At 71.2% G+C, this 24,555-nt stretch carries 21 protein-coding genes; 15 read left to right on the top strand and 6 right to left on the bottom strand.

Going from position 1 to position 24,555, the window contains the following annotated elements; all coding sequences use genetic code 11:
* Positions 1-35 precede the first annotated feature (35 nt).
* The 5 genes from FLL47_RS34900 (at position 36) to FLL47_RS34880 (ending at position 4,931) form a co-directional block, all read left to right on the top strand.
* Positions 36-1,301 (top strand): ATP-binding protein, encoded by a 1,266-nt coding sequence (locus FLL47_RS34900; protein WP_144126928.1) that lies wholly within the window; start codon positions 36-38, stop codon positions 1,299-1,301.
* Positions 1,298-1,945 carry a LuxR C-terminal-related transcriptional regulator gene (locus tag FLL47_RS34895; RefSeq protein WP_144126927.1) on the top strand — a complete coding sequence of 216 codons (648 nt, stop codon included), beginning with the start codon at positions 1,298-1,300 and terminating at the stop codon, positions 1,943-1,945. Before FLL47_RS34900 ends, FLL47_RS34895 begins: the two co-directional genes overlap by 4 nt.
* A gap of 99 nt (positions 1,946-2,044) precedes the next feature.
* Positions 2,045-2,512 carry a hypothetical protein gene (locus FLL47_RS34890; protein WP_144126926.1) on the top strand — a complete coding sequence of 156 codons (468 nt, stop codon included), beginning with the start codon at positions 2,045-2,047 and terminating at the stop codon, positions 2,510-2,512.
* Between the two features lie 189 nt (positions 2,513-2,701).
* A complete protein-coding gene (locus FLL47_RS34885; protein ID WP_144126925.1) occupies positions 2,702-4,102 on the top strand; it encodes a cellulase family glycosylhydrolase in 1,401 nt (466 codons plus the stop codon).
* A gap of 187 nt (positions 4,103-4,289) precedes the next feature.
* Positions 4,290-4,931, top strand: a complete 642-nt coding sequence (locus tag FLL47_RS34880; protein ID WP_144126924.1) for a M23 family metallopeptidase — start codon at positions 4,290-4,292, stop codon at positions 4,929-4,931.
* A 50-nt stretch (positions 4,932-4,981) separates the two neighbouring features.
* Here the strand turns inward: FLL47_RS34880 and FLL47_RS34875 are convergent, their stop codons facing one another.
* On the bottom strand, positions 4,982-6,364 hold the full coding sequence (locus FLL47_RS34875) for a carboxylesterase family protein (RefSeq protein WP_144126923.1): 1,383 nt from the start codon (positions 6,362-6,364) through the stop codon (positions 4,982-4,984).
* Positions 6,365-6,730: 366 nt separating this feature from the next.
* Between FLL47_RS34875 and FLL47_RS34870 the strand changes: the two genes are divergently transcribed.
* From FLL47_RS34870 to FLL47_RS34860, 3 genes are all read left to right on the top strand, one after another.
* Entirely contained in the window at positions 6,731-7,135 is a 405-nt protein-coding gene (locus tag FLL47_RS34870; RefSeq protein WP_144126922.1) for a hypothetical protein, read from the top strand.
* A 147-nt stretch (positions 7,136-7,282) separates the two neighbouring features.
* Entirely contained in the window at positions 7,283-8,512 is a 1,230-nt protein-coding gene (locus tag FLL47_RS34865) for a serine hydrolase domain-containing protein (protein WP_144126921.1), read from the top strand.
* 195 nt (positions 8,513-8,707) lie between these two features.
* Positions 8,708-9,454 carry a phosphatase PAP2 family protein gene (locus tag FLL47_RS34860; protein ID WP_144126920.1) on the top strand — a complete coding sequence of 249 codons (747 nt, stop codon included), beginning with the start codon at positions 8,708-8,710 and terminating at the stop codon, positions 9,452-9,454.
* Here FLL47_RS34860 and FLL47_RS34855 read toward each other — a convergent pair.
* Positions 9,447-11,114 carry a heparinase II/III family protein gene (locus FLL47_RS34855; RefSeq protein ID WP_144126919.1) on the bottom strand — a complete coding sequence of 556 codons (1,668 nt, stop codon included), beginning with the start codon at positions 11,112-11,114 and terminating at the stop codon, positions 9,447-9,449. The genes FLL47_RS34860 and FLL47_RS34855 overlap by 8 nt on opposite strands.
* Positions 11,115-11,127: 13 nt before the next feature.
* On the bottom strand, positions 11,128-12,258 hold the full coding sequence (locus tag FLL47_RS34850; protein WP_144126918.1) for a substrate-binding domain-containing protein: 1,131 nt from the start codon (positions 12,256-12,258) through the stop codon (positions 11,128-11,130).
* Between the two features lie 330 nt (positions 12,259-12,588).
* On the opposite strand from FLL47_RS34850, the gene FLL47_RS34845 reads away from it, so the two are divergent.
* From FLL47_RS34845 to FLL47_RS34820, 6 genes are all read left to right on the top strand, one after another.
* Entirely contained in the window at positions 12,589-13,599 is a 1,011-nt protein-coding gene (locus FLL47_RS34845; RefSeq protein WP_144126917.1) for a hydroxyacid dehydrogenase, read from the top strand.
* A gap of 58 nt (positions 13,600-13,657) precedes the next feature.
* Entirely contained in the window at positions 13,658-15,676 is a 2,019-nt protein-coding gene (locus FLL47_RS34840) for a DUF2264 domain-containing protein (protein WP_144126916.1), read from the top strand.
* Between the two features lie 27 nt (positions 15,677-15,703).
* The gene (locus tag FLL47_RS34835) at positions 15,704-16,969 is read left to right on the top strand and encodes an ABC transporter substrate-binding protein (RefSeq protein ID WP_246159054.1); all 1,266 of its coding nucleotides are present in this window, start codon (positions 15,704-15,706) and stop codon (positions 16,967-16,969) included.
* Between the two features lie 61 nt (positions 16,970-17,030).
* Positions 17,031-17,972: a carbohydrate ABC transporter permease gene (locus FLL47_RS34830; RefSeq protein WP_144126915.1), complete on the top strand. Its 942-nt coding sequence runs from the start codon at positions 17,031-17,033 to the stop codon at positions 17,970-17,972.
* Positions 17,969-18,832, top strand: coding sequence for a carbohydrate ABC transporter permease (locus FLL47_RS34825; RefSeq protein WP_144126914.1), 864 nt, complete (start codon positions 17,969-17,971; stop codon positions 18,830-18,832). Before FLL47_RS34830 ends, FLL47_RS34825 begins: the two co-directional genes overlap by 4 nt.
* A 6-nt stretch (positions 18,833-18,838) precedes the next feature.
* Positions 18,839-19,480 (top strand): DUF624 domain-containing protein, encoded by a 642-nt coding sequence (locus tag FLL47_RS34820; RefSeq protein WP_144126913.1) that lies wholly within the window; start codon positions 18,839-18,841, stop codon positions 19,478-19,480.
* A 77-nt stretch (positions 19,481-19,557) separates the two neighbouring features.
* Here the strand turns inward: FLL47_RS34820 and FLL47_RS34815 are convergent, their stop codons facing one another.
* Together FLL47_RS34815 and FLL47_RS34810 are read right to left on the bottom strand one after the other, a co-directional pair.
* Positions 19,558-20,223 (bottom strand): response regulator transcription factor, encoded by a 666-nt coding sequence (locus FLL47_RS34815; RefSeq protein ID WP_144126912.1) that lies wholly within the window; start codon positions 20,221-20,223, stop codon positions 19,558-19,560.
* Positions 20,211-21,542 carry a sensor histidine kinase gene (locus FLL47_RS34810; protein ID WP_144126911.1) on the bottom strand — a complete coding sequence of 444 codons (1,332 nt, stop codon included), beginning with the start codon at positions 21,540-21,542 and terminating at the stop codon, positions 20,211-20,213. The genes FLL47_RS34815 and FLL47_RS34810 overlap by 13 nt, the downstream gene beginning before the upstream one ends.
* A 184-nt stretch (positions 21,543-21,726) precedes the next feature.
* Between FLL47_RS34810 and FLL47_RS34805 the strand changes: the two genes are divergently transcribed.
* Positions 21,727-22,944, top strand: a complete 1,218-nt coding sequence (locus tag FLL47_RS34805; RefSeq protein ID WP_144126910.1) for a HEAT repeat domain-containing protein — start codon at positions 21,727-21,729, stop codon at positions 22,942-22,944.
* A 201-nt stretch (positions 22,945-23,145) separates the two neighbouring features.
* Here FLL47_RS34805 and FLL47_RS45040 read toward each other — a convergent pair whose 3' ends face one another.
* Positions 23,146-24,555 (bottom strand): SigE family RNA polymerase sigma factor, encoded by a 1,410-nt coding sequence (locus FLL47_RS45040; protein ID WP_144126909.1) that lies wholly within the window; start codon positions 24,553-24,555, stop codon positions 23,146-23,148.

Genomic DNA, 24,555 nt, shown 5'->3' with positions numbered 1-24,555 from the left:
GGCCCGCGCATACGACCACGACCAGCATCTGCTCCATGGGGGATCTGGTTCGGTGGCCGGTACGCGCCACCACGGTGGCGCTGGTGTGCGGGCCGCTGCTGGCGGCGTACTGGACGACCCCTTGGGAGCTGGCCTGCCTGGCCGTCGCCGGGGTGCTGCACACCGAGGTCGGTCTGTGGCTCTGGCGCGAGCGCCCCGCCAGCCGCATGGGGCCGCTGCTGGTCGTCTCCGGCCTGGTGTGGCTACTGGACTCCTGGGGGCGCATCTCACTGCCCGCCCTGTGCGCCGGCGGCCTGATGCTCAGCCTGCTGCACGACCCGATGCACCTGCACGCGGGCCTGGTCGTCACGTCCGGCCGCCTGCGCGGGTGGTGGGACCGCACGGTCGCCGCCGCCGGGTACGCCTACTGGCCCGTGCTGATCGCCGGGACGCTCGCGGCCGGGCAGCTGGGCCGCGCGCAGGTGCTGCACCTGCGCGCCCTGACCTATCCCGTGGTGGGCCTGTTCCTGGCCGGTGTGTTCCTGATGCGCTACCGCCGCGCCGGGCGCGACGACCGGCACGCCTACGCCCCGTTCTGGGCCGCGCTCGCCGCCAACGGCCTTTGCACCGCAGCACTGAGCACCCTCACCCACGGCCCCGGACACTGGCCCACCGTGCTGTACGCCCTCGGTGCGAGCCTGATCCCGGCAGGCGCCGCGCTCAGCGCCCACCGCGCCGAACGCCGCCGCCTGGTCCAGGCACGCGACCACGAGCGCCGCCGGGTCGAACGCGACGTGCACGACGGAGTGCAGCAGCGGCTGCTCGCCGCCGCGATGATGCTGCGTCAGGACGATCCGGTGCTGGTCGCCCGGGGCGCGGCGGAGGTCGAGCACGCCATCGCCGACCTGCGCGACCTGGTCCGCGGGATGAACCCCGCCGCGCTGGTGTGCCACGGACTGTCCGGCGCGGTGGCCGCCCTCGCCGAACGGGCCGGGATCCCGGTCGCCGTCGACGACCGCGTCGGGCACGTCACCCTGCCCGAACCCGTCGCGACGGCCGCCTACTTCGTCACCATGGAGGCCGTCGCGAACAGTGCCAAACACGCGCGGGCAGCCCAGGTCACGGTCACCCTCGCGGCCGAGGGAGACCGGGTGGAGGTGACCGTGCGCGACGACGGGGTCGGCGGCGCGCTGGCGGTGCCCGGCGGAGGGCTGCACGGCCTGCGGGAACGTGTCGAGTCCTGCGGCGGAACCTTCCGGGTGTCCAGCACCCGCGGCCGCGGCACCGCGGTGCGCGCCGTGCTGCCGCTGGCGGCGGCATGACCACCGCCGTGCTGGCCGACGACTCGGTACTGCTGCGCGGCGGGCTGAAACTGCTGCTGGAACGGCACGGGGTCACCGTGGCCGCCGACGTCGGCGACGGCGAGCAGTTGCTGGCGGCCGTCGCCGAGCACCGGCCCGACGTCGCGATCATCGACATCCGCATGCCGCCCACGTTCACCGTCGAGGGCGTACGGGCGGCGCTGGCCGTGCGCCGAAGCCATCCCGGCGTAGGTGTGCTGCTGCTGTCGCAGCATCTCGAGCACCGCGAGGCCCTGGCCGTGCTGCAGCAGCCCGGCGGCGGCATCGGATACCTGCTCAAGGACCGGATCACCGACATCACCGCATTCGCCGCCGACGTGCACGAGGTCGCCGCGGCAGGCACCGCCATCGACCCGATCGTGGTCGACCGGCTGTTGCGGCGTCCCCGCGCGGCCGACGGGATCGGTGTGCTGTCGCCGCGCGAGCGCGAGATCCTGGCCCGGATGGCCGCGGGCCGCTCCAACGCCGGCATCGCCGCCGACCTGCACCTGGCCGAGCGCACCGTCGAGGCCCACGTACGTAGCATCCTGGCCAAACTCGGCCTCGACGACGAGCCGGACACCCACCGGCGGGTGCTCGCGGTGCTGACGTTCCTGTCGTCGTGACAGCTGCCCGACTCCGGTTAGGTGTCTGCACTGATGTGACGCGACCTGCGGATTTCTAGTGTCGATCACATCAGAAGGCACCGAACGAAGGAGAAGGACATGAACGTCCGAACTGCACTGACCCGGCTCGCGATCGTGACGGCAGTGGTCGGCGGTGCGCTGGTCGGCACCACGCCCGCACACGCCGCGGCCGTGGCGGCGGTCGTCTGCGAGGAGACCATCCAGGTCGCGGAGGCGTCCTGGGACGTCAACACCGGCTGCTCGCTGCGCAGCGGCGACCGGGTCCAGATCAACGCCTCCGGGTCGATCTGGGCCGGGGTCTGGTTCACCGGCGACAACGGCCCGCAGGGCTGGACGAACATCGCCAACGACACGAAGTTCCCGATGGCCAGTGCCCGCGTGTACTCGCTACTGGCCAAGACCAACGGCAACTACCGCTACGCCGGGACCGGCACGATGTTCACCTACACCGGCACCGGCAGCCCGCTCTACCTGCGCATCAACGACGACAAGCCGGGCAACGGCAACGGCGCGTTCACGGTCGACGTGATCGTCACCCGCGGCTGACCATTCGGCAGGCGCGGCCCTGGGAGCGAGGCTCCCAGGGCCGCCGTCGTATTAGTTGCACGTACCGACGAATGCACATACGCTGACCCGTGCGCGGATGAGTCAGGGCAGCGATCAGCGATCAGGCATACACGCCTGCGGGCATGACGCGATCCGCCCCTTTCCCGGGGCCTCCTCCAGAGGTGGGAAATGAAACGACTCCTCACATCCGTCGGTGTCGCCGTGCTGGCCGCCGCCGCATCCATCCTCGTCGCCGTCAGCCCCGCTGACGCCGCCGTCGGGCTGCACATCAGCGGCCGCAACATCGTCGAAGCCAACGGCCAGAACTTCATCATGCGCGGCGTCAACCACGAGCACGTCTGGTTCACCGGCCAGACCAGCTCGTTCGCCAACATCAAAGCCGCCGGCGCCAACACCGTGCGCGTGGTGCTCGGCAGCGGCAAGCGCTGGGGCCCGTCCACCGACGTCGCCAACGTCATCTCGCTGTGCAAGCAGAACCGGCTGATCTGCGTCCTGGAGGTGCACGACACCACCGGATACGGCGAGGACGCCGCGGCCGCCACCCTCGACGAGGCCGTCAACTACTGGATCAGCCAGAAGGCCGCGCTGGTCGGCCAGGAGAACTACGTCGTCATCAACATCGGCAACGAGCCGATCGGCAACACCAACGCCGGCCAGTGGACCGCCGCGACCACCGCCGCGATCCAGAAGATGCGCACCAACGGCTTCCAGCACCTGCTCATGGTGGACGCGCCGAACTGGGGCCAGGACTGGCAGTACGTCATGCGCGACAACGCCCAGACCATCCTCAACGCCGACACCCAGCGCAACACCGTGCTGTCGATCCACATGTACGACGTGTTCAACACCGCCACCGCGATCCGCGACTACCTCGACCGCTTCCAGAACAACGGCTGGCCGCTGGTCATCGGCGAGTTCGGCTGGCAGCGCTCGCCCAGCAACGTCGACGACCAGACCCTGATCGCCGAGGCGAACGCCCGCGGCCTGGGCTACCTCGGCTGGTCCTGGGCCGGTAACAACGACCCGTACCTGGACATGACGGTCAACTTCGACCCCACCCAGCTCACCGAGTGGGGCCTGCGGCTGTTCAACGGCCCCAACGGCATCAAGGCCACCGCCAAGGAGGCCACGATCTTCGGCGGTACGCCGTCACCGAGCGCCACCGCGTCGCCGCGCCCCTCCGCGTCACCGAGCGCCTCCGCGTCACCGAGCCCCTCGCCGTCGCGGAGCACGTCACCCTCGCCGAGCGCGCCCCCGTCGCCCGGCGGACGCGCATGCACCGCCGCGTACTCGATCGTGGGCCAGTGGCCCGGCGGCTTCCAGGCCGACGTGCGCGTGACCGCCGGGACTGCGGCGATCGGCAGCTGGACGGTGACCTGGACGTTCGCCAACGGGCAGACCGTCACCCAGGCCTGGAGCGCCACGGTGACCAGCAGCGGATCGGCCGTGACCGCCCGTAACGTGAGTTACAACGGCAGCCTGGCCGCCGGCGCCGGCACGAACTTCGGGTTCCTCGGATCATGGAACGGCACGAACGCCGCTCCCGCGGTGACCTGCACCGCGAGCTGATCTTCGGTGGAGCCGGGCCGGGTGGTGACCGCCCGGTCCGGCTCTCGCGGGCATCGAGCAGCAGGCCTGTGTGTGCCTACATCGGGCGGCAGCACCTGTGCGTGATCGGCGCGCCGGGGCCCCCGCTGTGTGTCCGGCAGGCCACAGCCGGGCACACGGCCTTGCCCGAGCCTGCCATGCTCGGTCCGTGCCGACCGTCTACCGCAGCAGCAAGCGCCTTCGCGGCAGCAGCCGCCGTACCCGTGTACTGCGCACGCTCGGCGTCGTCGCGGTCGTCGGCGTCGTCGCGGCCGTCGCCCTGTGGCTGTGGCCCGCGGGCCCGCGGCCGCTGTTCCAGCTGCCCGCCGCGTGCGGCGAGAAATGGCAACTGGGCACCTATCCGGGCCACGGCGACGACGACGTCGACATGTTCCCGATGTCCGGGCAGTCCTGGGGCCATCCCGTGCTCGCGTCCTACGGCGGGACGGTCGTCGAGGCCGGGATCAACGGTGAGCTGGGCGGGCGCACGCCGCAGAACCCGCAGGGCCCGCGGGGCAGCGGCGGCGGCTACTGGGTGAAGATCGACCACGGCGGCCGGTGGACGACGGTGTACATGCACCTGCTCGAACCGCCGATGGTCGAGGAAGGCCAGCGGGTCGAGCAGGGCCAGCAGATCGGCAAGGTCGGCAGCACCGGCGACTCCGGCGCGGCCCACCTGCACTACGAGCAGCGCCGCGGCCTGGAAACGGTGGAAAGCTACTTCGACGGCGTCGCGTCAGGCATCACCCACGACGACCGCGAGTACACCGTCCTGCGCACCAGCGACAACTGCGTCGGCAAGAAGCCGTAGCGCGGCGACGCCGCCGTCGAGTCCCTCCGCGCCGCGGGTAGCCGGCTGCATCACGCGCCGAAGCGGTGCACAGCAGTGCGCCGGCCCCGGTAGGGAGTCCAGCCCTGCGCGGTCAACGCGGCCGCGCCGCCGGTGGCGAACGACAGCCATGCCGAACGCAGCGGCCTGCCGTGTTCGGTCACGTCGTGCCAGGTCTGGCCGGTCAGCATCGGTGTCTGCGCCCATGCGGCCTCGTCGCCGAACAGCCACGGCAGGTCGCTGCAATGGCCGGCCCGGTAGGGCGAGGCTGACGGCGGGCCGTCGATGCCGTACGCGAAGACCCGGGCACCGGCTCCGGCCAGCAGCCTGGCGAACCGCCGCGTCGGCCGGGTGAACGCCGTCCAGGTGACCATGCCGATGACACCGTTCTCGACGGCGCGCCCGACCAGCGGCACCCGCTGGGAGATCGGGCCGCCGGCCAGGAAGTACGCCATCTCGCGCCGGGTCGTGCCGAGCACCACCTCGAGGTCCTGGGCGCCCGCCCGGCACGCGGCCAGCCAACCGGCCGTATCGGGCAGCGGATCCGCGCCGGCCACCGGCCCATAGGCCGGGGTGAACCCGCGTCCGGACACGTCCCTTTCGGCCGCCTGCTGCGCCGCGAGCACCCGCTCCAGTGAAGCCTCGTGCGGATCGCCGCCGAGCCGGGCGAGGAAACGTTCAGCCAGCCGCCCGGTGTCGGTCGCGCCGCCCAGTCCGAGCCCCAGCGGCGGGCTCTGCAGCACGACCCGGCGGAACAGCGGCCGCGCCTGCGCGATGCCCAGCAGGCAGGCGATCGAGTGGGCGCCGGACGACTGCCCGACCAGGGTGACGTTGTCCGGGTCGCCGCCGAGGTCGGCGGCGTTGTCGCGGACCCAGCGCAGGGCTTCGAGCTGGTCCAGCAGACCCAGGTTGCCGGGGGAGACGCCCGGCGCGGCCAGGTAGCCCAACGCCCCGAGGCGGGAGTTGACGCTGACCACGACCACGTCGCCTTCGCGGGCGAGGCGGTCGGTGCGGTAGCGGTCCCAGGACCCTGCACCGGAACGGTACGAGCCGCCGTGCAGCCAGACGATCACCGGTCGGCGGCCACCGTCGGCCGCGGGAGTGACGATGGTCAGGTTGAGGCAGTCCTCTGACTGGAGCCCGATCTCGGGAGAGCCGCCGGCTGAACCCGGCCGGGCCGGCGGCTGCGGGCTGACGCCACCGTGCTGGACCGCATCGCGTACGCCCGACCATGGCTGTTCCGGCACGGGCGGCCCGAACCGCGGTGCGGTGGCGTACCGGACGCCGCGCAGCACCGTCAGCCCGTTCTCGCGCCGCCCGCGCAGCGTGCCACCGCGGACCGTGACCAGCACGTCCTGCGAAGCCGACCCGGCTTCGGTCGGGTCACCGCTGCGGCTGGGGGAGTCTGACGGCACCGGTGATCCTGCCTTTCGTTCGGCGGTCGCGTGGACGGCCGGACGGGGGCTGCTCCGCGGCGTGACGCGACGACGTCACGATATGCCGGAGACGTCCGTGGATGCACCCCGGCGGTATGCCGAGTGGTCCAGATGGAAGAGCTCCCGACACGGCGCACCCGGGCAGCGCGTCGAGGGACGTTCGGCATCGCATGAGGGTCCGTGCAGGCGAACCCGCGCGGGGCCAGTCGGATCACGACGTCAGCGGTCGCGTCAGGGCGGTGACAGGGCGGTGTCAGCCGTGGCACCGATGGTGGACACATCGCAGAAGACAGCGCTTCCTCACCTGAGCGCGGTCGCCACCCCAGATCCAAGGAGTACGCCACCATGTCCATCACCCTCTCCGACCAGGACAAGACCACGCTGCGGATCGCCGCGTACGGCGCCGTCACGCTGCTGTCCGCCGCCGGTGCCGCCGGCGGCTCGCCCCACAAGATCGCCACCAACGGCAGCATCGCGCTGGGCTCGGCCACCGGCCCGGTCGGGCACGTGCTCGCCGAGTATCCCAAGGGCAAGGAACTGAACGGCAAGTCCGTGGCCGAGATCGCCGACCGCGTGCTGCCGGCCCTGACGGCGGCCATGAACCTGCTGAAGGCGCAGGCTCCGGAAGAGGCCGAGAACTTCCGCAGTGCCGTCGTCACCGCGATCGAGTCCGCCACCCACCACGCCTCGCCCGGCCCTGTCGTGTCCGACATGATCCGCAAGATCACCAAGGCCCTCGACGCCGCCTGACAGGACGCCGACCCGCGCCGTCGTGCCGCAGGGTTCCTTTCCGGATCCTGCGGCACGCGGTCACGGGAGATGCGGCAGGGCGAGGTCCATGAGCGCCACCCCGAGACAAGTCACACAGCTCGAACACCAGAGGCAAGGAGATCACTGATGGGACAAGGCAACAGCGGCTTCTCCGGAGCAGGGCTGCACAGGATGCGCGACGTACTGGCACGACATGTCGATTCCGGGAAGATTCCCGGGCTCGTCGCCCTGATCAGCCGGGGTGGTGAGACGCACGTCGAAGCGATCGGCACGATGCGCCATGACGGTGGCCCGCCGATGCGCCGCGACACGATCTTCCGGATGGCCTCCACGTCCAAGCCGGTCACGATCGCGGCGGCGATGGTCCTGCTCGACGAGTGCAGGCTGCGCCTGGACGACCTGGTAGAGGAGTGGCTGCCGGAACTCGCCGGCCGCCAGGTGCTCAAGCGGATCGACAGCCAGCTGGACGACACCGTACCGGCGCGGCGGCCGATCACCGTGCGGGATGTGCTGACCTCCACGTTCGGGCTCGGCATGGACATGACGGTGCTGGGCACTCCGATCATGGGCGCGATCTTCGAGCAGGGACTCACGCCCAATCTCCCGACGCCGATGCCTGAACCCGACGAGTGGATGCGCCGCCTGGGTACGCTGCCGCTGATGCACCAGCCCGGGGAGCGCTGGCAGTACCAGATCAGCAGCGACCTCGTCGGCGTGCTCGTCGCCCGGGTCACCGGCCAGCCGTTCGAGACGTTCCTGCGCGAACGCATCTTCGACCCGCTGGGCATGAAGGACACCGGTTTCCACGTGCCCGCCGACAAGATCGACCGGCTGCCGGTCCTCTACGCCCCCGATCCGCAGACCGGAGAGTTCCACGTGTGGGACGAGGCTGAGGGAGGACGGTGGAGCCGGCCTCCGGCGTTCCCGGGCGGCGGCGGTGGGCTGGTCTCCACCGTCGACGACTACCACGCCTATTTCCGGATGCTGCTCAATGGAGGGCTGCACGGCAGCGAACGGATCCTGTCCCGGCCCGCCGTCGAGCTGATGACCACCAACCGCCTCACGCCGGAGCAACAGGCCGCCCGTGACGCCATGGCCCGCGACCACGTCCACATCTCGTTCGGCCAAGGCCAGCACGGCAGCTGGGGCTTGGGGATGGCGGTGCGCACCTACCGCGGCGACTACGCCTCCATCGGCCAGTTCGGCTGGGACGGAGGAAGCGGCACCTCGACCTATGCCGACCCGGACAAGCAGCTCACCGGAATCCTGCTCACCCAGGTCGGGGCGAGCGTCCCGGATTCCATCAGGGCCATGCACGACTTCTGGACCACGACCTACCAGGCAATCGACGACTGAGCCGTTTCCCGCTCCATGGGCGAACGTGATCGCGACCAGGTCGCGATCACGTTCGCCCGCGGCCCGTCCGGAGTCGCCTCGGCGAACACTGGTTCGCCGAGGCTTCGTGCGGTCTGCTCGATCCCCGCCGTGTATGAGCACCGACTTCGCCGCCACAGGTCCAGGCGCTGAGTGCTGGGCGTAGGATCGCAGCCCATGGATTCGTTCCGCCTCCAGCGCCAGCGCCCCCGGTGGTATCTCGAGGTGGCGCCGCTTCTCGGCGGATACCTGCTCTTCGGTCTGGTGCGAGCCGCGATCGATCGCGGCGATCCGGCGGCGACGGACAATGCGGTGCTGGTGCAACGCCTGGAGCAGGCCCTGCACATCGCGGTCGAGTATCCGCTCAACCAGCTGATGCTGGACCGTCCATTAGCGATCCACCTCACGGGCTACTTTTACCGACTCTGCCTCATCGCGGTGCCCGCCATCCTGATCTGGCTGTACATCTCCTGGCCGGAGCGCTACCGGCACCTGCGAACCGTTCTCGTCGTGACGACGCTGCTCGACCTGCCCCTCGTGTGGCTCTACCCGGAGGCCCCGCCACGGTTCGCCCTGGACGGCATCGTCGACTACATGGCGACGTACGACATCCTCTTCAGCGCCGCTTCCCGCCATCCCCGCCCGGGAGTGAACCTGCTCGCGGCGATGCCGAGCATGCACGTCGCCTGGACGACCTGGTGCGCGTACGCCGTGTGGTCGGTGGTTCGTGAACACAGTCCACGAGGCGCGTGGTTGGCCTGGCTGTTTCCGCTGCTGACCGCGTTCGTCGTGCTCGTGACCGGACACCATTACGTCCTTGACGTCCTGGCGGGGATGGCCGTCGTAGCGTTCGCGGTCCAGCTGACCAGGTGGATGACTCGTGGGCGCCGCAACGTGGCGGCGAAGGAGCCGATATCTACCTGACCTCGAACACGAACCGGTGACTGGATCGTCCGGCCGGTGCGACAGTGGTGCAGATCAGCCGGTATACCCGGTCCGGCCGGGCCTGGTGATCCGTGGCGACCGCTTCCTCCACCGCGGCCTGCGGGCAGTCGTGCGTGAGCGTGACCAGGCCGTCCCAGTCCGCGGAGCCGTCCGTCAGCGTCGGCTCGTGGCGGCTGATGAAGATCTCCTCGACGGGCAGCGCCCGCTCGGCGTCGATCTCGTCGGTCAGTTCGAGCCGCCCGTCGGCCTGCCAGCGGAAGCGCCGGACCAGTGACCGCAGCCCGGCGATGTCGTACGCCGAGGTCAGGTCGAGGTCGAAGCGGATCGTCTCGCCGTCGTCGCGGTAGTCCAGGACCTTCGCCGCCCGGTTCGCGCCCGGCAGCTGGACCCGGCCGTCGATGACGGGCACGGAGTGGCCGCGCGCCGACGGGTGCAGGTACTCGTAGCGGCCGGGTCCGAAGTAGCCGGCGGTGTACTCGCCCGCGCCGAGGTCGTCCAGCACGCTCTGGCCGCGGGTGTGCAGGATGAAATGACCCAGGTCGTTGTGGTTGTGCGGCTCGTCGTTGTGGCCGCCCTTGGCGGCGAACGCGAACCGGCCGCGGTGGATCACCCAGGCCAGGTCGGGCAGGAAGCTCGTCGTCCCGGTGGCGGTGGCCGGTGCGGCGGGCCGGAACCAGGCGAGGGTCCGCGACAGGTGCCCCCACCGGTAGCAGTGGTCGTCGTGCAACGACGGCACGACCTGCGCAGGAGGGGTGCCGAAGCGTTCGGCGAGCCGGGTGAGCAGCCCCGCGGGCAGCCACGGCCGTTCGGAGGCGTCGGAGAACGGGGCGTATGCGCCCGCGCCCAGCGCCACGCGGTGCGGGAACGCCGCGATCTCGGCCACCTTCGCCGAGTCCAGCAGATCCTCACCGGAGTGCTCGCGCAGCGCCTCGGCGAAGTACACGAAGTAGCCGAAGCCGTATACCCAGTAGTCCACGCCCTCGGCGCAGCCGCCGTCGTCGCCGAACCCGGCCAGGTAGCGGTCCATGGCCCGGCGGCTGCGGTCGAGCATCGCGGCCAGCCGGGAGCCGTCGGCGGGGGAGTCGCGCAGCAGCGCCAGGGCCGCCAGGCCGGTCGCCCCGGCGCACACCGCCTCCCAGTTGTTGGCGTAGCCCTCCCAGTTCAGCGGCCGGGTGTCGGTGTAGGGCACGAACACGCGCCGCTCCACCTCGGCGCGCACCCGGTCGGCGACGCGCCGGTCGAGCCGGTCACCCAGCGCCGCGACGGTCTCGGCGAGGGTGTGCGCGGTCTCGGCGGCGAACAGGTCCAGGCACTGCTCGGGGCCGCGGTCCTGGTCCGCGCTGTGGCGCACGTGCGCGGGCAGGGCCCAGGTGTACTCGTCGCAGACCGACCACAGGGTGTCGGCCAGCGGGCCGAGGCCGGTGTCCGGGTCGAGCAGCGCCTGGGCGGCGCGGGCGGCCAGCCGGGCGCGCCTGCGGAAGTAGCGCCGCTCGTACCGGATGCGGTTGCCCGTGTCGAAGTAGTCGCGGTAGGCGGAGAAGCCGAGTTCGGGCATGGTGTCGTCGGCGGCCGCGGCGCGGATGTCGCGCAGCAGCGAGGTCAGCTCGCCGGCCGGTCGGGGGAAGACGATGTCGGGCATGGTCGGCCGGCCGTCAGGGGCGGGCGCCGCTGGAGTCGCGCACGATCAGCTGCGGGCTGATCGACACGCGGTGCACGGGCCGTCCCGGGTCCTGCAGGCGCTTGGACAGCAGCTGCATCGCGCTCTCGCCGATGGTGTACTTCGCCGGCCGGACCGCGCTGAGCGCCGGGTTGGCCAGGCCCGCGACCTCGTCGTCGAACGCGACCACGGCCAGGTCGCCCGGGACGTGGATGCCGCGCTCCTCGCACCGGGCGACCAGCGAGATCGCCTCCCGGTCGGAGTGCGCCAGCAGCGCGGTCGTGCCGGTGGCGATCCAGGCGTCGATGCCGCGGTCGATCTCGGCGTCCCACCGGGGGTCGCGGTGGTCGGGGCTGATCAGTTCATGGGTGCCGGCGAGGTCGAGTCCGATCTCGGCGGCGGTCTGCTGCCAGCCGCGCCGCACGGCGGGTGTGTGCGGGCTGCTGGCCGAGGCCAGGAAACCGACCCGGCGGTGGCCCCGTGCGGCGAGGTGCCGCACGGCCAGGCTCGCGCCGAACGCGTGGTCGGTGAAGACGGACTCGACGTGCTCCTGGTACAGGCCGACCGTGGCGGTGCGCTCGATGAACACCACCGGGATGTCCAATCCGGCCAACCAGTCGATGAGCTGTGCGGCGTCGTCGCCGATGGTGGGCGGTGCGATGAGCAGGCCCTGGATGCCGGCGGTCTCCAGCAGCCATGCGGTCTGGCGGCGCACGTCGGCGACGTCGTCGTAGGAGGAGCCGCGCAGCACTATGCGCACCCCGGCGTCCGGGGCGGCGTCGCGGGCGCCGCGCACGATCTCCGGCCAGTAGTAGTCCAGCGACGGGACGACCATGCCGACGGCGGGCAGCGACGCCTCGTCGGCGCTCGTGGACCTGCTCGGCTCCTCGACGGCGACGCTGAACTGGGGCTGTCCTTCGCCGTTGCGGGGCAGCCGGATGCCGCCGTGGACGCGTTCGATCGCGCCCTCGTCGGCGAGCTGGGCGATGTCGCGGCGCACGGTGACGGTGGTGACGCCGAGGGAGCGGGCGATCTCGCTGACCCGCAGCGTGCCGTGGGTGTGCAGGTCTGCGAGGAGCCGCTCGCGGCGCTGGTCGGGCAGCAGCGGTGGCTCGGACAGGGTCACGGTCGTGCCTCCACGGTGGTGTCGCGCGCGTCGGGCTCGATTGTGCACGGACGCGTGGTGTGGCATGGCACGCGGCGGGCCGCCGTCCGGACGGACCTGACCGGCCCGGACGGGTATCGACGGCGGGATGTTCGCACCATCGTTGCCTTCCTCTCGCTTCAAACGAACATATTCGTTCATAAAGAAAAGGCCAGGTCTACGCGTTCCGTGTTACAGCTTCGTAACGGGCCCTTGTCGTGCAGTTTCCGGGCTGGTCTACTCATCGCACTGTTCGAACGAACATAAACAAACATATCAGCAACGCACTGGAAACCGGGGAGAGGCCACCGCATGTACCGTCCGCAGGCACTGCTCGTGATGGGGCCCGAACCGTTCCGGCTCCAATTCGGGCCCAAGGAGCTGCAACGGTTGCGGACGCTGGCCGACCTCGGCGACCCGATCTGGACCGACGACCTCGACGACCCGCACACCCGGGCCCGCCTGGCCGACACCGAAGTGCTGCTCACCTCGTGGGGCGCGCCCACCCTGACCCCGCAGCGGCTGGCCGCCGCACCGAAGCTGCGGGCCGTGCTGCACTGCGCCGGCAGCGTGCGCAACCTCGTCTCCGACGAGGTCTGGCGCCGCGGCATCCTCGTCACCAGCGCCGCCGAGGCCAACGCCACTCCGGTCGCCGAGTACACCCTCGCCGCGATCGTGTTCGCCGGAAAGAAGGCCCACGTGCTGGCCGCCGAGTCACGGCTTCGCCCGGCCGACTGGGACGCCGTGCACCACCGCGAGGACCTGTCCAACTACGGCCGCACCATCGGCATCGTCGGCTTCTCCCGCATCGGCCGCCGCGTCGTCGAACGCCTGCAGACCCTCGACACCGCGCAGGTGCTCGTCACCGACCCGTACGCCGACCCGGTCGCCGTCGCCGCCGCCGGCGGCCGCCTCGTCGAACTCGACGAGCTGCTGGCCAATGCCGACATCGTCTCGCTGCACCTGCCCGAACTGCCGCAGACCCGGCACGCCATCGGCGCCCGCGAGCTGGCCCTGCTGCCCGACGGCGCGACCGTCATCAACACCGCCCGCGGCGCCGTGATCGACACCGCCGCGCTGGAACGCGAATGCGCCACCGGCCGGCTCAACGCGATCCTCGACGTCACCGACCCCGAGCCGCTGCCCGCCGGATCCCTGCTGGCACAGCTGCCCAACGTCATGATCACCCCGCACATCGCCGGGTCGCTCGGCTCCGAGACGCGCCGCCTCAGCGCCCAGGCCCTCGACGAACTCGAACGCCTCGTGCACGGCCGACCCCCGCTCGACGCCGTCACCAGCGAGGCCATGGAGGTGATCGCGTGAGCGAGCGAACCATGTCACCGGTTGCTCATGCCGCCGACGAGCACAGCGAGGAGAAGGCATGAGCATCTCGCCGTACACCGGCTGGACCCGCACCGAATGGGCGTCCCTGGCCGACCACCTGCTCGCCTCCGCCTGGCAGCACGCCTCACCCACCGGCGCCCTGATCACCCCGCCCGGCCGGCCCGGCGGCTACGGCACCGCCGTCGACGGCCTCGAAGGTTTCGCCCGGACGTTCCTGCTGGCCGGGTTCCGCATCGCCGGTGAGCACGGCCGTGACCCGAACAACCTGCTCGAACGCTACGCCCGCGGCATCGCGGCCGGCACCGACCCGCACTCGCCAGAACGCTGGACCACGCCGCACGAGCACGGCCAGGCCAAGGTCGAGGCCGCGTCGATCGCGCTGATCCTCGACCTGACCCGCCCGTGGCTGTGGGACAACCTCGACCCGGGTGTGCAGCAACGGGTCGTGGAATACCTCGCCCAGGTCGTCGGCGACCGCACCTACCCGCAGACGAACTGGGTGTGGTTCCGCATCGTCGTCGAGCAGTTCCTCGCTTCCGTCGGCGGCCCGTGGTCACCCGACGACATCGCCGCCGACCTGGCCACGCACGAGTCGTTCGCCCGTGACGGCGGCTGGTACTGCGACGGAAGCGAACGCAGCTACGACCACTACGCCGGCTGGGCCCTGCACCTGTACCCGATCCTGTGGAGCCGCATGACCGGCGCGCAGGCGCAGGCCGCACCGCTGCTGCCCGAGTACACCCGCCGCCTGGACCGCTACCTGCTCGACGCGGTGCGGCTGGTCGGCGCGGACGGCTCGCCGCTGATCCAGGGCCGCAGCCTCACCTACCGCTTCGCGGCCGCCGCCCCGTTCTGGGCCGGCGCGCTGGCGGGCACCGACGCGCTCGCGCCGGGGCTGTTGCGCCGTGCCGCGTCCGGGATCGTCAAGCACTTCGCCGACCGCGGCGCCCCCGACGCCGACGGGCTGCTCACCCTGGGCTGGCACCACCCGTGGCGGCGCATCGCCCAGCGCTACTCCGGGACCGGCTCGCCGTACTGGGCGTCCAAGGGCCTGCTCGGCCTCGCCCTACCCGCCGAGCACCCGGTGTGGACCGACGTCGAGCAGCCGCTGCCCGTCGAGCAGGCCGACCAGTTCGCCGTCATCACCGCACCCGGCTGGGCGCTGTCGGCGACCGCGGCCGACGGCGTGGTGCGGGTCTACAACCACGGCACCGACCACGCCCGCCCCGGCGACCGCAGCACCGACTCGCCGCTGTACGCGCGGCTGGGCTACTCGACCGCGACCGCGCCCGCGATGGACGACGACGGCTGGGACTGCCCGCTCGACCAGTCCGTGGTGCTGCTCGACGCGCACGGCGAAGCCACCCACCGCAGCGGCTTCACCACCCTGGACGTGCGGGCGCTCGACGGTGACGCCGCCGTGCTGGCCTCCCGCGCCCGCTGCCACTGGGTCAAGCCGGACCGCAACGCCCCCGACCACGGCTCCGGCCTGCCGGGCGACGCCGTCGACGCGGCCACCGTCACCACGGTGTCGGTCGTGCGCGGCGCGTGGGAGGTCCGGCTGATCCACGTCGAGGCGGCCGGCGCGCCCGGCTGGGACCAGGTCACGGCGCTGCGCGTCGGCGGCTGGCCGGTCCCGGTGGCAGCTGTCGAGGACGGGTCGCGACCGGTCGGCGTCGCCTCCCCCCAGCCGGAGACGGGCTCGCCCGCCTCCGAACGGCTCGTCGCCGAAGCCGTGGGCACCACGCTCACCTCTACCGCGGTGGGGCTGCACGGCCTCGACGTCGCCGGGGTGCACACCGTGCACGACGCCACCCCGCTGGCCGAGCGCACCGCCATCCCATGGCTGCAGGCCAGACCGGGACGGGCCGACTGGCACGTCGCCGCGTTCGCGCTCAACGGCGGCGCCCTCGCGCCGTTGGCCCAGATTTCAGGACCCGAGGACGCGCCGGTCGTCCGGGTCACGTGGCCCGACCAGGCCACCACGACGGCGGCGCTGCCCGCGCCGCCGACCGGCGGGCACCACCACGCACAGAACAGATCCTCCGCCGCGTAAGCGGCCGTCCTTTAGGAAGGAACGTTCGTGAAGAGAAGGAAGATGCTGGCAGTCGGCCTGGCGATGGCAGTCGCCCTGCCGCTGGCCGCCTGCGGCTCCGGCGAAGACAACGCCGAGAGTGGCCCCGTCGAGCTCACCGTCGCCGTCTGGAACCTCGCCACCACGCCGGAGTTCCAGACCCTGTTCGACGCCTTCCACAAGGCGAACCCGGACATCACCATCAAGCCCGTCGACATTCTGGCGGCCGACTACCCGACCAAGGTCACCACGATGCTCGCCGGTGGGGACACCACCGACGTCATCACCATGAAGACCCTGGCCGACTATGTGCGCTTCGCCGGGCGCGGCCAGCTCAAGGACATCACCTCGCTGGCGACGTCGACCGAGGGCAGCAAGCTCGCCGGGCTCGACCAGTACAAGCAGGACGGCGACAAGTACTACGCGCTGCCCTACCGGCAGGACCACTGGGTCCTGTACTACAACAAGAAGATGTTCGACGCCGCCGGGCAGGCCTACCCGACGAGCCTGACCTGGGACCAGTACGTCGAGGTGGCCAAGAAGCTCACCTCGGGCACCGGCGACAAGAAGGTCTACGGCGCCTACCAGCACACCTGGCGCTCGATCGTGCAGGCCATCTCCGCCGCGCAGACCGGCGGCGACCAGCTCGCCGGCGACTACAAGTTCTTCGCCGACCAGTACAAGACGGCGCTGGCGCTGCAGGAGGCCGGGGCCACCCTCGACTTCGGCACCGCAGTCACCCAGAAGACCGGCTACGCCTCGATGTTCGAGACCGGCAAGACCGCGATGCTGCCGATGGGCACCTGGTACATCTCGAAGATCCTGTCGGAGAAGCAGAAGGGCACCACCGACGCCGACTGGGCCATCGCACCGATGCCGCAGCGCCCCGGTGCGAGCGGCGTCACCACGTTCGGCGCGCCGACCGCGTTCGCGGTGAACAAGAAGGCCAAGCACGCCGACGCGGCACAGAAGTTCGTCGAGTTCGCCGCGTCGCTCGAAGGCGCCAAGGCGATCACGGGCATCGGCATTGTCCCGGCCTACAAGAGCGACGAGATCCTCAAGCAGTACTTCGCGCTGCCGGGCATGCCCACCGACGAGCTGTCGAAGAAGGCCTTCAGCCCGGACAAGGTGAACCCCGAGATGCCGGTCAGCGACAAGACCGCGAAGATCGACACGATCCTCAACGAGGAACACCAGCTGATCATGACCAAGCAGAAGTCGCTCGACGACGCGATCAAGGAGATGGAGTCCCGCGTCAAGAACGAGGTCAACTGACCCACGCGCAGTTACGCGGGGACGGCCGCCCGGCCGTCCCCGCGCAACCCGGGAGGACGAGATGGCAGACCTGCTCACCGCGACGCCGGCGACCGCGAGCGCCGCGCCTTCGCCGCGGGCGCGCGACAGACGGCGCGCCCGGCGCAACACGCTCATCGGCTGGAGCTTCATCCTGCCGAACTTCCTCGGCTTCGCCGTGCTCACGCTCGTGCCGGTGATCGCGGCCTTCGCCCTGTCGTTCATGGAGTGGGACTCCTACAACCCACCCGAGTGGGTCGGCCTGGACAACTTCCAGCGGCTGCTCAACGACGAATCCACCAAGATCGCGCTGCGTAACACGGCCTTCTACGCCCTCGGGCACGTGCCGCTGACCATGCTCGCCGCGCTCGGCCTGGCACTGCTGCTCAACCGCAAGATCGCCGGCGTCGGCTTCTTCCGCGCCGCGGCGTTCTTCCCGTACATCACCTCCATGGTCGCGGTCGCCGTCGTCTGGAACATGCTGTTCCACCCGCAGTTCGGGCCGGTCAACCAGTTCCTGCAGTTCGTCGGCGTCGACAGCCCGCCTGGCTGGACGACCAGCACCACGTGGGCCATGCCCGCGATCATCCTCACCAGCGTGTGGCGCGACATGGGCTACTACATGGTGCTGTTCCTGGCCGGGCTGCAAGCCATTCCGGTCGAGCAGTACGAAGCCGCCAAGGTCGACGGCGCCGGCACCTGGCAGCGCTTCCGCGCCGTCACCCTGCCCGGGCTGCGGCCGGTCACCTTCCTCGTGCTCATCCTGCTGACCGTGCAGAGCTTCAAGGTCTTCGACCTCGTCGTCGTCATGACCGACGGCGGCCCGGGCCGCGCCACCCTGGTGCTGTCCCAGCAGATCTACCGCCGGGGCATCATCGAGGGCGAGTTCGGCTACGCCTCGGCGATCTCGCTGGTGCTGTTCCTGCTCGTGCTGGTCTTCACCCTCGTCCAGTTCTGGTTCAACAACCGCAGGGAGCGCCGATGACCACCGTTGACACGGCCGCAGCCCCGCGCGCACGCGGCCCGCTCGCCCTGCTCCGCCGGGTCGCGCTGTACGCGTTGCTCACGGCGGCCGCGCTGCTGATCCTGGTCCCGTTCCTGTGGATGGTCAGCGCGTCGCTCAAGCGCAACAACGACGTCTTCACCATCCCGATCCAGTGGATCCCCAGGGACTTCCAATGGGCCAACTTCACCGAGATCTGGACTCGGGTGCCGCTGGCGACCTACCTCGGCAACACCGTTTTCCTCAGCCTCGTCATCACGTTCCTGCAGGTGCTGACCGGCAGCTTCGCCGCGTACGGGTTCGCCAAGGTGCGCTTCCGCGGCCGTGACACGCTGTTCATGATGTACGTCGCGACCATCGCCGTGCCGTGGCAGGCGTACATGATCCCGCAGTACATCATGATGCAGAAGGCCGAGCTGACCGACACGTTCTGGTCGCTGATCCTGCTGCAGGCGTTCGGCGCGTTCGGCGTCTTCCTGATGCGCCAGTACTACCTGACCATCCCCGACGAACTGTGCGAAGCGGCCCGCGTCGACGGCCTCAGCGAGTACGGCATCTGGGCGCGGATCATGCTGCCGCTGTCGAAACCGGCGCTGGCTAGCCTGGCCCTGCTCACCTTCGTCAACACCTGGAACGACTACATGGGGCCGTTCATCTACCTGACCAGCAACGACCTGTGGACGATCCAGCTCGGCCTGCGCTCGTTCGTCGGCCAGTTCGACGCCGACTACGCGATGATCATGACGGGTTCGGTGCTGTCCGTCCTGCCTATCACGATCATCTTCCTGCTCGGCCAGCGCCACTTCATCCAGGGCATCGCCTCCTCCGGCATGAAGGGGTGAACTGACATGCGACTGCTCGCCCGGCTGCCCTACGACACCGTCTTCGGCACGGTGTACGCCGGGCTGAAGATCAACCTCTGCCTGGTCGCCGCCGGCCTGCCGCTGCTGGCGGCATTCGCCCTCACCGGCAGCCCCCTGCAGGCCTGGCCGTTCTACACCGCGCTGTCAGCGGTCTGTGGTCCGGCCGTCGCCGCCGCGTTCGCCGCGTTCCGGGGCCTGTCCGAGGGCGAATACAGCGTCGGCCGGGCATTCTGGGCGGCCTACCGGGCGACATTCGGCCGGGCGCTGGCCGTCGCCGGGGCCGCAGCCGCCGCAGTAATCGTGCTCGCCGCGGACTTTCAGCTCGCCCTCGGCGGTCCGTTCGGCGCGGTGACCCCGATGCTCGCGCTGCTCATCGCGCTCGTCGTCGCAACGGCCACCGCACTGCTGGCCGCAAACGCCAAACTGACCTGGAAAACCACGCTGGCCTGCGCCTACCTGTCGATCCGCTACTGGTATCTCAGCCTGGCCAACCTCGCCATCCTGGGCATCCTGGCCGCCGCAGTCGTCGCCAAACCGGCGATCGGGCTGTTCCTGCTGCCCGCCCCCGCCCTCTACGCGGTCTGGGCCAACGCCCGCCACCTCACCGCGACGGTCACCGCCCGGTAGAGCCGCCGCGGCGCGAGACACCCACCCGCGGGGGCTCGCGCCGCGCACCGGCGTTCGCGGGCCGCAGCCGTCGGGGCTCAGGTTTCCGGATTCGACCGCAGGTACGCGAGTACGGCCAGGACCCGCCGGTTCGTGTCGTCGGTCGGTGCGAGCCCGAGTTTGGCGAGGATGTTGCCGACGTGCTTGCCCACCGCCGCCTCGGTGACCGTCAGCCGCCGGGCGATCGCGGCGTTCGAGTGGCCCTCGGCGACCAGCGCCAGCACCTCCCGTTCGCGCGGGGACAGCTCGGCGACCGGGTCGCGGCGATGGCGCAGCAGACGGCGTACCACGTCCGGGTCGATCACGGTGCCGCCGTCCACGACGGCGCGCAGCGCCCCGACGAAGTCGGCGACGTCGACGACCCGGTCCTTGAGCAGGTAGCCGACGCGCCGCCCGTCGCCGCTGTCGAGCAACTGCGCGGCGTATTCGGCCTGCACGTACTGGCTGAGCACGACGACCGCCCGGTTCGGATCCGCGGCACGCAGCTCCAACGCGGCACGCAGTCCCTCGTCGGTGAAGCCGGGCGGCATCCGGATGTCGGTGATCACGAGGTCCGGGTCCTCGGCCGTCACGGCGTCGAGCAGCGCGGCGGCATCGCCGACCGCGGCCACCACCGTGAACCCGAAGCGCGCCAGCACCCCGGTCAGCCCTTCGCGCAGCAGGACCCCGTCCTCGGCCAGCACGACCCTGGTCACGGCAGGCACGGCAGCTCCACGCGTACGAGCGTAGGGCCTCCGGCCGGGCTGGACAGCAGCAGCCGCCCGCCGACCGCCGCGACCCGGTCGGCCAGGCCGGTCAGACCGGTGCCACGGGCCGGGTCGGCGCCGCCCTCGCCCCCGTCGCGGACCTCGACGACCAGTGTGTCGCCGTGGCGGGCGAGCCGGACCGCCGCCGTCGCGGTCCGGGCGTGCTTGGCGACGTTGCCGAGCGCCTCGGAGGCGGCGAAGTACGCGGTGTTCTCGACCCGCGACGGGTAGCGGTCGGCGACCCCGGGTTCGACGGTCACCGTGACGTCGAGCGGGCTGCGCTCGGCCAGGTCGCGCAGCGCGGCGGGCAGGCCGAGGTCGGCCAGCGCCTGCGGGCTGATTCCGTGCACGAGGTCGCGCAGCAGCACCATCAGGTCCTTGGCCTCGGCGTGCGCCCGGTCCAGGGCCGCCGCGGCGGGGGTGTCGTCGGGCAGGTCCAGCCGCGCGACGCCGAGCTGCAGCGTGAGGCTGGTGAGACGGTGCTGCGCGCCGTCGTGCAGGTCGCGTTCGATGCGGCGGCGTTCGGCGTCGAACGCGTCGACGAGCCTGGTCCGGGAGCGGGCCACGTCCCGCAGTTCGGCCTGCCCGCCACCGCCGAGCAGCACCCGGGCGCAGGCGGCGTGGCCGGCGGCGAGCAGCCCGGTCAGGTAGGCCAGTACGGGCAGCAGGGCCAGTCCGAGCAGCACGTACGGGATCGTCTGCGCGGGGGTGGTGATCTGCCACGGGCCGAGGGTGACCGTGTCGCCGATGCCGTCGATGCCTTTGCCGTCCTTGAGCACCAGCAACGGGCTGATGACCAGGATGCCGACGACGAACGTGGCGAAGGCCAGCAATCCGTACGCGAGCGGCGCGACCGTCGCCAGCAGCAGCAGATACAGCAGCTCGCGCCAGGAGGCGGGCTCGGCGTAGCGGGCCCCGAGCCAGGACGTCGCGGTGCTGACCCGGGGTGCCGGTTCGACCGGGCGCGGGTCGGCGATGCCCAGGCGGCGACGTTCCAGCGCGGCGAACGGGGCCGCGAGCAGCGTGCCGACCGCGGTCAGCCCGCTCGTCGCGAGCGCGGCCACCACCAGCAGCATCGGGGTGTGCAGCCCGCCCTCGGTGGTTTGCACGACCACAGCCGCCCAGGGCAGCGTGACCGGCGACAGCAGCAGCGCCGCGACGCCGACGACGGGCAGCGCGGTCAGGACGTAGAGCAGAGCGCGCCAGGGCCATTCCGAGATCAGGAAGCGGCGCGAGATGAGGGCGTCGAGGAGATGATGTGGCTGCTCAGTGGGCATGTGGACACGCTAGCCAGCGTGGGCGGCTCGGCCCAGCCGTCCAGGGGGCGGATCCGAGGTAGTGCCAGCCATACCTCCGGTGACTGCCGTCACGGGCAGTCTGGTCGGCGGCCTCGGCGCAGATCATGGTGGGCGTTCGGGCTAGCGGCCGGAATCCGTCGGAGCCGACCGCCAGAATGTGCGGATGCCGGAGCACACGGGGACCCGTCTCGCACGCATCGCCGAGAAACTCGCCGCCGTCGCCGACAGCGACAGGCCACTTTCCCTACCGGAGGAGGAGCACGGTTACAGGCTCGGCGCATGCCTACCGGAGGAAGAGGTCGCGGCCTTCGAGGCGGCACACGGGGTCGACCTTCCTGAGGAGTACCGCCGGTTCCTGATCGAGGTCGGTGACGGCGGAGCCGGCCCAAGCTACGGGCTGGCCCCGCTCGCTGATGCGTGCAGTCCCGGCAGGTGCGGCACCGGCCACCTCGCAAGGCCGAGCGCCTACCGGCCCGGCGTTCGCTACCGGCAGTACTGGGACGGCTGGGACTTCTACGACATGGCGCGGGCCGGCCACGACTTCGTCGCCGACGGAACGCTGACGGTGGTCAACCACGGCTGCACCCTGACCACCCAGCTGATCGTGTCCGGTCCGTCCCGCGGTCGCCTGTTCAACGTGGACACCGACGGGATCGGGCCGTATGTACTCGAGGACGAGGACTTCCTCGCGTGGTACGAACGGTGGCTCGATGAGCTGACCGCAGGGTACAGGCTGGACTGGTTCGGCGAATATCTCCCCGGTGACGAACCCGTCCTCGTGACGATCCTCACCGAGGACCCGTCGCCCGACCGCCGCACCCGAGCGGCCCGTTCGTTGATCAAGCTGCCTTATGCGTGCGACGCCACGAACCGGATCGTGCTGTCGGAGGCCGCGGTCGAAGCGTTCGTCCAAGCGCTGCGGGCCGATCCCGATCCGATGGTCCGGCGCGAGATCCTGCGCTTCGGGCGGGACCACGGGGTCCTCGAACTCGCCGAAGCCGCCCGAGACGTTTTGAGCGCGCCCGAGCCCGCCGTCCGAAACGCGGCGATCCGCACCCTCACCGCGTTGGGGCACGCCGACCTGGTCGGCCTGGCGACGTCGCTGCTGTCGGATCCGGTGGCAGAGGTACGCAGGGCGGCGGTCGAGGCGCTCGGACAGAGCGGCGGAGCCGACCTGCGGCCGATGCTCGCCGACGAATCGCACCTGGTCCACGGGCCATCGCTCCAGACGGTGACCGCATCCGACGCCCTCATGCTCGCAGACCAGCCGGACGACGGGGTATGTCACGCCGCTGCCGATACTGCGCGGCCCAGAACCGGCGAGCCGACCCCGGAGCCGTTCACCAGATGGCCCGCTGACCCGTGGGTCGTCGTCCCTTGAGGATGATGAGCCGGCCACGCTCGGGCGGTCCGGCTGGTGACGCGGTCGATGGTGGTGCCGATCAGCGCCGAGAACGCCAGACCCAGCACGCCCGATCGCGATGCCGATACGCATGGTCGCCATGTCGGCTCCGCGCAGGAGGTCGACCGGCAGCGGGGCCACCCGCGGTTCACCCCGCCCGTAGGGCGTGATCGGCCCGCGCTATCCGGTGAGGAGGTTCCCGTCGAGGGTGATGGTCTCGGCGATGCGGATCAGGTCCTCGAACCGCAGCGGTACCAGCCGCATGTCGTGCTCGATGATCACCATCCGGGTGTCGTCGAGGAACACCCGCAGCGCCGGGCGCTCGTCGGTGCCGGTGCGCTGCGCGGAAAGCCAGCCGACGGTGAACTCCGGCGCCCCGACGATGTGCTCGGCCTGCTGGAGACCGGCGCACAGGGTGTCGAAGGCCGATGCCGGGTCGGTGGCCGGCGCCGTACCTGCCCGCACACAGATCCAGTCGGGGTTCATCGACCAGAGCTGGTATCCGGCCGGCGCGAGGCCCAGCCGCAGGCGTGAGGTCACAGGTTGCGCGCCCGGTCGCAGCCCCTCGGCGAAGGCCTGCGCCTGTGCCACGGTGAGCAGACTGTTGCTGGTCAGCTGCAACCAGCGGCCGTCGCGCTGCCACCACAGGTCGAGCTGCAGCCCTTGGTCCCAGGCGGTGCCGCGCATCAGGAAAGCCGACGTGCCCCCGATCGTGATCGTCTCCGTTGCCTGCGGCATGTGCGGGCGCGCGTCGGTCGCCCGAAGCTCCAAGCTGTTCCACAGCCGCGTCGGGTCGGCGAACGTGAGCACCAGCGCGGAGTCCGTCACCGCGGGCGTGCTGGGCATCCCGGCCAGCGGGCCCGGTAGCACGGTCGGCACGTACGGAAAGGCTGCCGGTGCGGCCGTGAACGGGGCCAGCGGCAGCACGCTGGGCGACGGCGACGGCGTGACGACCGGCGGCGGGGTGTGCGGGAGCAGCAGCGGCACCAGCAGCGCGAGCACGATCAGCACCAGCGCGGCCGCGCCCGCGGCGATCCCGCGGTGACGCCGCTGCGCGGCCCGCCGCCGCACCGCGGCGACCGGCACCGACGGCGGCGTCTGCGCCGCACCGGGGACGGGGACCGCCAGCCGCAAGCGCAGCTGCGCCAGCCCGCGGTGCGCGTGCACCCGCACCGTGGCAGGCGAGCAGCCCATGAGTTCGGCGATCTGCCGGTCGTCGAGGTCCTCGAAGAACCGCAGTGCCAGCACCGTGCGCGGGCCTCGGGGCAGCGTGGCCAGCAGATGCCACAGCTCGGAGCGTTCCGCGTGCCGCTGCGCGAAGTCCGCCCCGCAGGCCGTGTCGGGCGGCTGCTCGACCGCCGCCTCGCGGCTGGAACGCCGCCGCCACCAGGTCGAGTTGGCCCAGATCAGCCCGCGGCGCAGGTAGAGGTCCGGGTCACCGTCGGCGATGCGCCGCCAGCGCGGGTACGCCTTGGCGAGCACGTCCTGCACCAGGTCCTCGGCCAGGTGGAGGTCACCGCACAGCACGTGCGCGAAGCGCACCAGGTGCCCGGACCGGGCCTGGACGTACTCCTCGAAGTCGGTGTGCAC

Origin of the sequence: Catellatospora sichuanensis, assembly GCF_007483665.1 — a bacterium.
Classification (GTDB): domain Bacteria; phylum Actinomycetota; class Actinomycetes; order Mycobacteriales; family Micromonosporaceae; genus Catellatospora; species Catellatospora sichuanensis.
The sequence above is the reverse complement of the archived record's forward strand: the minus strand, read 5'-3'. Positions and strand labels throughout refer to the sequence as shown.

Bases quoted from the DNA above. Each gene is read 5' to 3' on its own strand.
- FLL47_RS34900 (WP_144126928.1), top strand. From the start codon at position 36: ATGGGGGATCTGGTTCGGTGGCCGGTACGCGCCACCACGGTGGCGCTG.
- FLL47_RS34895 (WP_144126927.1), top strand. From the start codon at position 1,298: ATGACCACCGCCGTGCTGGCCGACGACTCGGTACTGCTGCGCGGCGGG.
- FLL47_RS34890 (WP_144126926.1), top strand. From the start codon at position 2,045: ATGAACGTCCGAACTGCACTGACCCGGCTCGCGATCGTGACGGCAGTG.
- FLL47_RS34885 (WP_144126925.1), top strand. From the start codon at position 2,702: ATGAAACGACTCCTCACATCCGTCGGTGTCGCCGTGCTGGCCGCCGCC.
- FLL47_RS34870 (WP_144126922.1), top strand. From the start codon at position 6,731: ATGTCCATCACCCTCTCCGACCAGGACAAGACCACGCTGCGGATCGCC.
- FLL47_RS34865 (WP_144126921.1), top strand. From the start codon at position 7,283: ATGGGACAAGGCAACAGCGGCTTCTCCGGAGCAGGGCTGCACAGGATG.
- FLL47_RS34860 (WP_144126920.1), top strand. From the start codon at position 8,708: ATGGATTCGTTCCGCCTCCAGCGCCAGCGCCCCCGGTGGTATCTCGAG.
- FLL47_RS34855 (WP_144126919.1), bottom strand. From the start codon at position 11,114: ATGCCCGACATCGTCTTCCCCCGACCGGCCGGCGAGCTGACCTCGCTG.
- FLL47_RS34845 (WP_144126917.1), top strand. From the start codon at position 12,589: ATGTACCGTCCGCAGGCACTGCTCGTGATGGGGCCCGAACCGTTCCGG.
- FLL47_RS34840 (WP_144126916.1), top strand. From the start codon at position 13,658: ATGAGCATCTCGCCGTACACCGGCTGGACCCGCACCGAATGGGCGTCC.
- FLL47_RS34830 (WP_144126915.1), top strand. From the start codon at position 17,031: ATGGCAGACCTGCTCACCGCGACGCCGGCGACCGCGAGCGCCGCGCCT.
- FLL47_RS34825 (WP_144126914.1), top strand. From the start codon at position 17,969: ATGACCACCGTTGACACGGCCGCAGCCCCGCGCGCACGCGGCCCGCTC.
- FLL47_RS34820 (WP_144126913.1), top strand. From the start codon at position 18,839: ATGCGACTGCTCGCCCGGCTGCCCTACGACACCGTCTTCGGCACGGTG.
- FLL47_RS34810 (WP_144126911.1), bottom strand. From the start codon at position 21,542: ATGCCCACTGAGCAGCCACATCATCTCCTCGACGCCCTCATCTCGCGC.
- FLL47_RS34805 (WP_144126910.1), top strand. From the start codon at position 21,727: ATGCCGGAGCACACGGGGACCCGTCTCGCACGCATCGCCGAGAAACTC.